The sequence below is a fragment of the Candidatus Binatia bacterium genome (assembly GCA_036382395.1).
In the GTDB taxonomy this organism is placed as follows: Bacteria; Desulfobacterota; Binatia; order HRBIN30; family HRBIN30; genus JAGDMS01.
On record DASVHW010000250.1, the window covers coordinates 1 to 11,414 of the forward strand.

The 11,414-nt window shown below is 65.0% G+C and carries 7 protein-coding genes; 4 read left to right on the top strand and 3 right to left on the bottom strand.

What is annotated here, in order from left to right; translation table 11 throughout:
• Nucleotides 1-316 (bottom strand): transposase (locus tag VF515_11605; protein ID HEX7408279.1); only part of this gene is annotated, 316 nt, incomplete at its 3' end.
• Between the two features lie 29 nt (nt 317-345).
• Between VF515_11605 and VF515_11610 the strand changes: the two genes are divergently transcribed.
• Complete coding sequence (locus VF515_11610) at nt 346-2,610, top strand: IS4 family transposase (protein HEX7408280.1); 2,265 nt, start codon at nt 346-348, stop codon at nt 2,608-2,610.
• 151 nt (nt 2,611-2,761) lie between these two features.
• On the opposite strand, the gene VF515_11615 is transcribed toward VF515_11610, so the two are convergent.
• Nucleotides 2,762-7,060, bottom strand: coding sequence for an acyl-CoA dehydratase activase-related protein (locus tag VF515_11615; protein HEX7408281.1), 4,299 nt, complete (start codon nt 7,058-7,060; stop codon nt 2,762-2,764).
• A gap of 498 nt (nt 7,061-7,558) precedes the next feature.
• Here VF515_11615 and VF515_11620 point away from each other — a divergent pair, with 498 nt between their 5' ends.
• The 3 genes from VF515_11620 (at nt 7,559) to VF515_11630 (ending at nt 10,698) form a co-directional block, all read left to right on the top strand.
• Nucleotides 7,559-8,008 (top strand): SCP2 sterol-binding domain-containing protein, encoded by a 450-nt coding sequence (locus VF515_11620; GenBank protein HEX7408282.1) that lies wholly within the window; start codon nt 7,559-7,561, stop codon nt 8,006-8,008.
• Nucleotides 8,009-8,035: 27 nt separating this feature from the next.
• Complete coding sequence (locus VF515_11625; protein ID HEX7408283.1) at nt 8,036-9,301, top strand: MFS transporter; 1,266 nt, start codon at nt 8,036-8,038, stop codon at nt 9,299-9,301.
• Between the two features lie 197 nt (nt 9,302-9,498).
• A complete protein-coding gene (locus VF515_11630) occupies nt 9,499-10,698 on the top strand; it encodes a thiolase family protein (GenBank protein ID HEX7408284.1) in 1,200 nt (399 codons plus the stop codon).
• Between the two features lie 77 nt (nt 10,699-10,775).
• On the opposite strand, the gene VF515_11635 is transcribed toward VF515_11630, so the two are convergent.
• On the bottom strand, nt 10,776-11,414 hold a 639-nt coding region (locus tag VF515_11635), incomplete at its 5' end, for a sulfotransferase (GenBank protein ID HEX7408285.1).

The following is an 11,414-nucleotide window of genomic DNA, read 5'->3' on the forward strand; positions in this document are numbered from 1 at the left end:
GGTTGCCTTCCTCCCGGCATAGCTTCACCTCGACACCGTCGTGCACCGATTGCCAGCCTTGCGGGCTCGCCACTTGCTCGGCAAAGCGATCCAGGATGCTACGCGGTGCACCGAGCAGATAGCGTCGCCCGGTCTCCTGCAACCATTGGACATTGCTCTTGCTGCGCATTCCCCGGTCCATCACCCAGATCCGTTGGGCCAGCCCGTAGCGCGCTTCCATGGTCCCGACGATCGTCTTCACGGTGGTGACATCGGTGGTGTTCCCGTCGAACACCTCGTAGCCCCTGACGATGTCCCACAAGTCGGGACTGAACACAGGTCGGATTTTGTGGCAGAGACTATGGCGTGGCTGGGGCGGTGTTGGTGTGCGGGCGGGAGTTCACGCCCAAATTGCTCGCTCGGATTCGGGCGCGTGTGCATTCGGGCGGGGATGAGTTGACGCGTGCGGCGCTGTCGCGCGAACTGTGCGAGTGGACCGACTGGCGCGACCCGGCCGGACGTGTGCAGGAAATGAGCGCACGTGTGGCCCTGCAGCGACTGGAAAAGAGCGGGCAGATTGAGTTGCCGGTGGCGCGAGCGAGCGCGAGCGGTAATCGCGGATGCAGGCGTCGGCGAATTCGCGAGCATCGGCCGCGGGTGAGTTGCGAACTGGCCGAACTGGGAGTGATCCGCATCCTGGAGGTTTCGGCATCCAGGACCGCGGAGCTTTCCGCGCAATGGAACGAGTTGATCGAATGCCACCACTACATTGGCTACGTGCCGGCGGTGGGCCGGCAGAAGCGCTACCTGATGATGAGTGAGCGCTACGGAGTGGTGGCCGCCGCCTCTTTCAGCGCGGCGGCGTGGCGCTGTGGAGCGCGTGATGGCTGGATCGGCTGGAATGATAAGCAACGCGGCGAACATCTGCAGAAGGTCGTGTCGAACTCGCGCTTTCTGATCATGCCGTGGGTGGAGGTGAAGAACCTCGCCTCGCACCTGCTTGCACGTCTGGCCGCACGCATGGTCGAAGATTGGCGCAAAACCTATGGATACGAACCCCTACTTCTGGAGACGTTCGTGGACCCCAAGCGCTTTGCGGGCACCTGCTACCGCGCTGCGGGTTGGTTGCACGTGGGGCAGACGGCCGGCTCCTGTCGCAACGGGCACACGCCGGTCCCGATCAAGGATGTTTATCTCTACCCGTTGTGTCCCGAGACCCGCGCGCAACTGTGCGGCGGAGAACCGCCGGTGCAGCTTTGCCCGGCGGACTGGGCGGAGTTAGAGTTCGGGACGGCGAAACTGGGCGACCCGCGCCTGGTGCGTCGCCTGGTGGAGGTGGGGCGCGACTTCTATGGCCGACCGCAGGCGAATATTCCCGAGGCCTCGCAGAGTCGAGCGCGCGCCAAGGCCGCTTACCGGCTGCTCGATCAGCGCGGTGTCGGCATGAAGGATTTTCTCTCCGCGCATGTGCGCGCCACCGTCGAGCGGGCCCGGCAGGAGTCGGTGGTGCTCGCGGTACAGGACACCACCAGCCTCAACTACACCGGCATCAAAGATATCTGTCCGGGGCTCGGCTCGGTCGGCACCGATCACAGTGGGGCGATGGGATTGATCGTACACGACACGGTGGCCTTCACCCCCGCGGGGTTGCCGCTGGGGGTGCTCGACGCGCAGGTGTGGGCGCGCAAGAAGAAGCGCAACACCACCAAGCCGATCAAGCAGAAGGAAAGCCGCAAGTGGCTTGTGAGCTACGAACAGGCTTGCACGCTGCAGACCGAGTGCGGAAGGCGCACCACGGTGGTCAGCGTCGGCGATCGCGAGGCGGATCTGTACGAGTTGTTCTGCGAGGCACGCGATCGCAAGAACGGTGCACATCTTCTGGTGCGTGCCGCACAGAATCGCTGCGTACGCCAGGAGTGCGGCTATCTGTTCGACCACCTGCATGGGCTCGACGCCGCCGGTCAGTACGAACTGCCGCTGGAGGCCCGCTCCGGACGTAAGGCCCGTGTGGCGCAACTCTCGGTGCGCTTTGCGAAGGTTACCCTCGAAGCGCCCAAGGGAAAGAAGAACCTCGGTCCGCTGGAAATTGATGCAGTGCTGGCCCGCGAAGAAGATCCGCCACCACACGTAACGCCACTGGAGTGGTTGCTGCTGACCACACTGCCCGTCAACACTTTCGAGCAGGCTCAACAGCGACTGTCGTGGTACTCGGTGCGCTGGGCAATCGAAGTCTTTCACCGCACTCTCAAGAGCGGCTGCCGTATCGAAGACCGACAACTGGAGAATGCCCGCCGGCTCGAAAACTGTCTGGCCATCGACATGGTGGTGGCCTGGCGTATCCTCTACCTGCGACATCTCAGCCGCGTCGATCCCGAGGCTCCCTGCACCGTCTACTTCGCTCCGCACGAATACGAAGCGCTCTACGCCGTCACGCATCACGGCACGGCTCTCCCCAAGAAACCCATCACGATTCGTCAGGCAACCCATATGGTGGCCATGCTCGGCGGCTTCCTCGGCAGAAAGGGCGATGGCGAGCCCGGAACCGAAACACTCTGGCGCGGCCTGCAACGCCTCGATGCAATCTGCATCGGCTGGCTCGCCGCTCATCAAACCTTCCGCCGAGGGCCATGACCTGTGTCCACCTCATACTTGTGGGTAAGCGTCAGCCCTGAGGGAGAGGGCAGGGTGAGGGGGTGAAAAGCTCTTCAACCATTCGCCGTGACGGCCACCGTACGGGTCTGCGTAATCGGTCAGAGCTGGCCCATCGCAAACGACCGGAGCTTCACGCGCTTCGCCCGGCAGCGGGCTGGTCGTGGCAGCCGGAAAGCCGACGCCGTCGAAATCCACCGTGCACCGCGAAGGCGAAGTTGTCGAGCACCTCGGGATCCATCGGATCCCCGTTGAACGGGATGGTCAGGGATGGCAGGCCTTCACGCTCGGCGACGTGAAAGAACTGGGTCTCGGCCAGCTTGGTGGGCATGCACTCGAGCGGACCCACACTCACCACGCCATCGACCGCGCCTTTGCGCCACTCGTGGACGGCGACCCCGAGTGTGAGCACGGCTTCACCGTAAAGAGCGCTACGCAGATAGGGATTGGCGGCCTCCAGTGCCTGCTTGACCCTGGTTCGTGCGTGCCAGCCGAGCCGGCGGGCCAGTGCGTCGTAGGTGAGTTTCTGCGTGCGGTGGAGAACCGCCCTGCTCAAGCGGCCACCCAAGCTGCCATCCCTGCCGCAGTCGTACTTGCACCAATCGGCGTATTCCAGCCACTCGTTGAACGGCGCCAGGTACGCGCGGATGCCGTGCTTCTCCAGCTTGTCGATCAGGAAGTCGTTGGCGAAGGGATCGCAACGCACGTATATCTCGCCGACCACCGCCACGGTCGGAATCTCTTGGGACGTCTTCACGGCGGCAAACGCATTGGCGGCCCGCCGGAGAATGTCGGTCACACCGAAAAGCCGACCGGTCACGGCCTGGAACAGCGCGCCACGGACGGTTGGCTGCCGGCTCGCCTCAGCCCGAGTGCGCGCCACGAGCTCCGCAGCGTATTGGCGGTACACCGCTTCGGCGGCGCCAGGCGTGGCCTCCACCGGCCGGACGTCGTACAGCCCCTGAAGCAGAACGTCGGTCGCGCTCCAGCCTGCGGCACACAGTGCAAAGAGTCCCCCGGGCATACCCTCGCCGTAGGCGTTGTCCATCGGTGACCAGACGCGGACCCGGTCCGCCCACTGCACCCGCTCCAACACGATCTTATGCAATACGTTATAAATGCCAAAGCGGCACGGCCCGCTCGAACGCGGCATCAAGAAGGCAAACCGCGCACTGCTGTGCCGCTCGCGTTCCAGGCGCTGGAGTAGGCTGCCCACCGTGATGCACAGCGGCACGCACTCCTTGCCCGAGGTGTAGCGGCGGCCGATCCGCAGGCTCTCCCGATCCGGCATGGGCAGGCTCTCGGCCGGTATGCCGGCGCCATTCAACGCCGCAGCGAGCACGTCGGCCCCCGGCCCCATGCGCGGCAGGAGCACGACCTCACGTCGAGCCCGAATGTCGGCCGGACACGGCTGCGCCTGCTGGACGGCTCGGAAGTCGTTGAGGATTGCGTCACGCGGCTTGCCGCGCAGGTCCTCGTAAACACAGTGCAGAAACGCTTCCACGCGGGTCTTAGTGCCGGCGTCGCCGGAGTGACCATCCGTTTCGATGACCGCGAACGGACGGCCCTGCATGATGTAGCTGTAGAAGTGCAGGTTGAAGCTGTCCGGCCCGCAGGAGTAGTTGCTGCACCAGATGCTGTAGATGCCCTGATGGCGCCGGATCTGATGCGCGGCCCGCAGGCTGCGCTGGCCGTGGCCCCAGTACACGTCTTCGAAGACCGGCACTTCGCCGTCCACCGGGTAGCAGTCCACTGGAATCGGCATCGCACCCTGCTCGCGGATGATGGCCGGAACGTTGGAGTTGAGCACTTTGTTGTAGATCGTGTAGGGACGGCCCAGAACGACAATCGGCACGATGTCGTGTTCCCGGCAGAACGCCAGCGCCTGACGGCCCAACGCCAGGCACTCCGCATCGAAACGCCGCTGCACGTCGACGGCGTTCCGATAGGCCGTTTCCCAGCCGTTGCCGCCCAGCTGCAGAGCGTCGGACACGCGCTGGCAGCTTTCCATGAACTCGCGCGACTCGAGGTTACTTCTGCCGATGTCGATTACCGGCGAGATGACGTCCGAGGTGGTGGCCTTGCCGAGATCCCAGCGCAAAACGTCCGGACTCCCTTGCACGATGGGGCAAACCGTCGCGTGCGGCTCGCCCGCCGAGTGCTCAATGCCTCGCAACATCGGCAGGAACAGAAAGTCCGGTCGCTCGTCAGCCATGGCGCTGACCAGTCCGTGGAACTGCTGCATGGGCGCGCAAAACGGCACGTTGGCACCCTCGACGCCTCGCTTCAGGGCGGCCTGGTCGGCGCCACGGCGAACCAGCAGGTCAAAGCCAAGCTCGTAGAGGAACGTAACGAAGAACGGAAAGAGGCCTTTGAGCTGGAACTCGTCGGTGAGTGCGATGGTCGGACGGCCGCGCCGGATGGTGCTGCGCGCAACGATTTCTTCCACCGCCTCCTCCCGACTGCGGAAGGGATCGGGGGCCTGATCGGGCAGCTTCCGCTTGCCCGTCCCCTTGTCCCACAGCGAGCAGCCGCCCCCCCAGGTGAAGCGTTGCGTGCGCGTGTCGACGAGGGTCGTGATCCGGTCTATGCGGCAGCGGTTGCCGGCTCCGCCGCAACCCTGCGTCGACTTGCAGATGAAGGTGTCCTTGCAAGCGACCTGGGCATCGAGAAAGCGCCGCAGGTCAATGGGTTGGCGGCCATCCGCTGGGAAAGCCTTGCGCGCCAGCAGCGCGATGCCCAGCGCCCCTACCGTCCCGGGATTCGGCGGCACGATCACCGCACTCCCCGTCTGCCGCGCGACGGCGGCGGCGAGAGCGTCGGCTGCAAACGGCATCCCCTGGCAAAAGATGACTTCGCCGACCGAGCGGCTGCCTTTGACCCGGTTGAGGTAGTTCTGCACCACGGAATCGTAGAGGCCCGCAATGATCGCACGGTTCTCGACTCCAGCCGCGACCGCCCCATCGATGACTTCGGCCATGAATACGGAACAGTGCTGGCCCAGTGATACGCCGCGCTCGCTGGCGAGCGCCTCCTCCCCAAGCTTCGCCACCCCGTCGATGCCAGAGAACTTCCGTCCCTGTTCCTCAATGAAGGAGCCCGTGCCCGCGCTGCACGCCTCATTCATCGCTGCGTCGACCACTCGACCCTCGGCGAGCCGAATGTACTTCGCGTCCTGCCCGCCGATCTCGAAGATCGTGTCGACGCGCGAGTCGTAGTGCAACGCCCCCTCCGCGTGCGCGGCGATCTCGTTGAGCACGTAGACCGCATCGACCCCGTAGCAAGTGGCGAGGAGCGATCCGACGATCTCCCGACCGCTGCCGGTGGCGCCACAGGCCACGACCGGTACGCTTTTCGCCGGACCGTCGACGAAGCGCTGCATCAGCGCTTGCGCCGCGCCAACGGGGTTACCGTTGGTGTTGACGTATGCCTCCCACACTGCCTCTGCGGTCTCGGCGTCGAGCCCAACCATCTTGGAGCCAGTGGAGCCGATGTCGAAGCCCAGGATCAGCCTGCGGTCCTCACCGCCCGCAAGCGGTCGTTGTCGACGCGTCATGCGTTGGACGTGGAGTAGTGAGTCGGCCAGCGCGGGGACGATGTCGAACTCGGTGTGCTTGGGCGCCGCAAACAGCGCCTCGATGTCCGGCACCGGGAACACCTGCTCGGCAGCCACAATCGCGGAACCGAGCGCCTCCAGGAACAGCGCCTCGTCCTCGGTCGCCTCGAGCAGCTCCATCCCGCGCGCAGTCAGGAAGCGGGCGAAGTGCCTGCGGATGCGCACCGAGCGACTCACCCCGCCTATCAGCATCACCTTGGGCGGGCTCACCCGTGGCTTGATGAGGACCTGGACGTTCTCGCCGACTGCGTCGTACAGGCCTGCGAGGATTCGAGCGCGGTCCTCGCCCTTGTTGGCCAAGTGGGTCATGTCTGTTTTCAGGATGACAGGGCAGCGGCCGGAAAGCGGCGCCGGATCCTCGACCCGCTCACACAACGCGCTGGCCTCCTCGATGGGCAGGTCGAAGCGCTGGACGAGCTGCCGCAGGAAGTTGCCCGTGCCCTGGGAACAGCGCGAGTTCTCGCGGAAGATTTCGGCCCCGCTCGGTCGTAACTCGAGCACTGAGAAGCCGTGGCTGCCGATGGAAACGATGGTGGCCGAGTTGGCTTTACCGAGGAAGCGGAAACCGGCAGCCTGTGCCTGCTTCGTTGGCACACGGTCAAGCGTCAGCTGTCGACTGAATCGGCCGGTCGCTGCGGCGCCCGCGACCTCTTCCCAACGAACCTCGCTCAGCAGGGCACGCAGTGCTTTCGCCGGTTGCTTGCAGTGCTCTGCGAGCCAGCGGCCGGTCCAGAGCAACCTCCCGTCTTGGCGGGTCAACTCGACGATCTTGACGGTCTCGGCACCGACATCGATCCCCACGTAACACTGGCGCATGGCTGCTGCTCCATCTACCCGAAGAGAACGGCTCAGCTCGCTGACGAACTCACTCAAATGACCCGCCCTAGCCTAGCGGACTCGGCGCCCCAGGGCCACAACGCGCCAATGTACTGCCGGTCACTGCCTGCCAGTACGCCCCTCAAATGCCGTGCATAGCGCCGGGCTGTGGGCGACTCGTGCAGAAAATGATAGTTGGATCTCGTGAGAACGTATCTTGGACCATCTTGCTCTTGGAACAGGCGTGTCATGGAGCTTTTCTGATCTGGCGCGCTTGCTCCGCTTCATGCAAATCGAGTCCGCACAACCACGCACCGCCTGGAGTCGCTGGACGTGGCCCGCCGCCGCCGCGGGAGCGCTCTACTGGTATGTGGCCACTCATAATTGAGTACATCCCTTCGCGAGCATGCAGACGCACGCTCCACGCCCCTTGGAGAGAATCAGGGTGAGGGCAGTTGGAGACAACGACGCACCATTCACGCTAAGGAGCAACTCACGATGTCGGTAATCTACTCAGACACCTGGTATGAAGACATGAAGAAGCTGATCAACGGTTCGGACAAGCTCGGCAAGATGGCGCCGAGCACCCGGATCGTGTTCACCCTGGAGGTCATGGGCGATGGCGCCTCACCCTATGTGCCGAAGGAGGACGGACTGTACTTCCTGCTCACGATCGAAAGCGGGAAAGTGATGGAGTTCCGGCCGCTGTCCCAGCGCCACGACGGCAAAGGCCTCAACTTCCGCTTCACCGCGCCCGCGGCGATCTGGGAAGGCGTGGCCGCCGGTCAGAAGGATCCGATCACATCCGGCCTGCGTGGCGAGATCAAAGTCCGCGGCGACATGCGTTTCCTGATGGAGAACGCCGACGCCGTCAAACTCGCCATCGACCTCTACGCCAATCAGGTCAGCACCGAGTGGCCGCTGGGGCGGCCACCCTACGCCGGGTGACGGTTTTCCGCGCGTAGGGGCTCACCCATGGCACGCCCGACTCGAGGCAGGTTTTACGGGTGGCGGATCGTTGGCGGCTCGTTCGTCATCTTGCTCGTCACCGTCGGCATCGGTCTCTACGTACCGCCGGTCTTTCTCATCCCGCTGCAGCAACATTTTGGCTGGAGCCGGGCCGCGATCGCCACGGGAAGCGCGATGGCGGCGATTATGAGTGGGGTGGTCTCGCCGCTCGTCGGCATATGGATCGACAAGTACGGGTCGCGCAAGGTGATGACCGCGGGCGCGCTGCTCATGGGCGGTGCCTTTGCGCTGTTGAGCCTCATGCGTTCGCTCTGGCAGCTGTATGCCTTCAACATGCTGGCGGCCATCGGCATCACGTGTGTCGCCTGGATCCCGAACCAGACGCTGATCTCCAACTGGTTCGAGCGCCAGCGCGGTCTGGCGATGGGCATTGCCATGACGGGGGTCGGTTTCGGCGGGCTGATCATGGCGCCCTGTGCCGCGCTGTTGATTGCGCAGCTCGGCTGGCGTCTGGCCTTCGCGGTGTTGTCGGTGTTCATCCTCGTGGTGGTCGTGACCACGGTGCTCGCCACCGTGCGCAGCCGGCCGGGAGACATGGGCTTGCTCCCCGACGGTGAGGCCACCAGCGCGGCGCCTGCCGCCGCCGGCGCCGGCCGGGAGATCGCCGCCGGGTTCGAGCTGGCGCAGGCGGTGAAGACCAAGGCCTTCTGGATACTTTCGGTCGGCCACTTCCTCGGGGTCTTCGCCTCGTTCTCGATCGTCGGGCACCTGGTGGCGTTCCTGCGCGACGTCGGGTTCGACAGCCGTGTCGCGGCCGTCGCATTGGGTTTAGCGGTAGGCGTGAGCGTTGTCGGGAGGGTGCTCGTCGGTTTTCTTGCCGATCGTTCCAGCAAGCGCAACATGGCGAGCGCGGCGTTTGCGTTGTACGCGGTCGCCGCCCTGCTGCTCTTGAGCATCCAGTCGGCCGGCGCGCTGCCGGCGTTCGTCATCACCTTCGGCCTGGCGCTCGGCGGCGCCGCGGTGATGGTACCGCTGCTGGTGGGCGAATGCTTCGGTCTGCTCGCGTTCGGCAAGATCCTCGGCGTGATCATGATCTCGGCGACACTCGGAGGAGCGGCCGGCCCGGTGATCACCGGTCGTATTTACGATGTCACTGGGAGCTACAACCTGGCGTTCATGCTTCACGCCGCCGTGTTTCTCGCCGCGGCGCTGGCGTTCCATCTCCTGCCGCGGCCGGAGATTCCAGAGCCGGTGATGAAATCCGCGCGGTAGAGCGCTGCTCGACCCCTGAAGAATGACAGCACTCGCTCGCTCAATCGACCTCGAGCGTGGGAGCCGTCCGTTCGCCGTCATCGTCATGGGCACGGAGGCCGGAATATGATACGCGGATGTCGTGCGACGGTGATCTTGCCCGTGCAGCGTATCAACGTGGCTGCGAACGTCTGGTTGTTCGTGAGCGAGGGGCCGCAATGAAGAAGATCTATCTGACCAAGTACGCCCAGAGCCGGTTCGGCAATCTCGGCAACTATCCGATCGAGGCCATGATCCAGGACGCGGGCTCGCAGGCGCTCCAGGACATCGACCGCGGCGCGGTCGAACACATCGCCACCGCCGGCATCCTCACCCCGACGCTCAACAATCAGATACTCATCGGCGGTCTGGTGGCCATGGATCCTGCGTACACCAACAAGAGCATCAAGAGTGTGGCCAATGCCTGCGACTCGGGAGGCCTGGCCGTGCTCGACTGCGCCACCGCGATTCTGGCGGGCCAGGCGCACATCGCACTGGCCATCGGCATCGAGAAGATGCATCCCCTCGAAGGCAAGCTGGACTCCAAAGTCGTCGGCGCCGCGCTCGGGGCTGCCGCGCACAGGGAGGATTTGTTCCCGCCCCTCACCTTCCCGCACTCCTTTGCCGTGATCATGGACCGGTACATGAAAGCCTACGGATACAGCGAAGAGGACTTCGCCTGTATCCCGCCGCTGTTCTACGACAACGCCTCGCACAACCCACTGGCGCACATGCACAAGACCAAAGCACCGGTCACCAAAGAGCTGGTGCTGGGAAGCCATCGACTGTTCCCCGATCCTCCCTTGCCGCTCAAGCTGTTCGAATGCTCGCAGATCTCCGACGGCTGGGCGCGCATTCTCGTGTGCGATGACGAAGGGCTGGCGAGACTCGGCATCCGCAAGGCTGCCGCCACCGAGTTGGCCGGCTTCGGACAGGCCACCGACAGCTTGTCGATGGCGTCACGTGGCGAGAACCTGCTCAAAGCGGTGGGCGCGAGACGCGCCTTTGGCGCCGCGATGCAGATGGGCGGGGTGAAATCGCAAGACCTGTCACTGCAGGAGGTGCACGACTGCTTCTCGGTGATGGGGCCGCTGGCCGTGGAGATCACCGGCCTGACCGAGGCGGGCGAGGGGCTCAAGTACTTCATGGACGGGCGGGCGCGCCGAGACGGCACTTGCCCGATCAACACCTCCGGTGGGCTCATCGCCAAGGGCCATCCCATCAGCGCCACCGGTGTCGCCATGATCGGATGGGTGCATCAGCAGCTCCTCGGCACGGTGCCACCGGCGTTGCAGGTCGCCAACGTGCGAGTCGGTGCCACGCTCAACATCGGCGGCCCCATCTGCAGCACGGTCGCCACGGTGCAGAAGCCGGCGTAGGCGCGGACTCCCCGACGCGACCCCCGACTACTTCCGTCCCCATCGCCGGGCCGTCGCAGGCTTGTTGGGCGGCAGCCTTACTCCGAGGAGTCGCCCGCCAGCCAAATCTCTCTGGTGTTCGTGTGGGGGAAGGGTTCGTCTGGAACGGTCACTCCGAGGGCGGCACACAGGGGTGCCCAGCCGTCGCCGGCCCGCCACTCGATGAGGCGGTGGGCCGGGACCGTCTCGCGAACCCGCGCGTTATGGCGCTCGAAGGCGGCCATGGCCGCTGCCGGGTCATCTACTGCGGTGGTGAATCGAGCGGCGAACACCGCCTCGGCCATCGCGTGCCATTCGGTTCCCGCTGCCTTCTGGGTTGTGGGGAAGATCGTCTCGGTGGCGCTCCGGTACCAGGATTGTGGATCGCGCACGGAGAGCAGCACCACGGCATCGGGGAAGGCTTCGCTCAGTTCGGGCCAGAAGGCCGCGGCGGGCCAGTCGACCGCCGCGCCGTAGCCGGCGAGCAGCGTGCGCCAGTCCGGCATCGTGCCGCGGGCCGCGGCGTGCCAGGCGGGGATGTGCTCGGGATGCGCGAACACCTCGACCATGTGGTAGCACGGCGCGCCGAGCAGCCGCTCCAGTGCGACCTTCAACGACATCGTCCCCGTCCGGCCCAGCCCGGCTCCGACCACGCGTAGCGCCATCCGACCTCCTATCCGTCGCGGCCTCTCATGTAG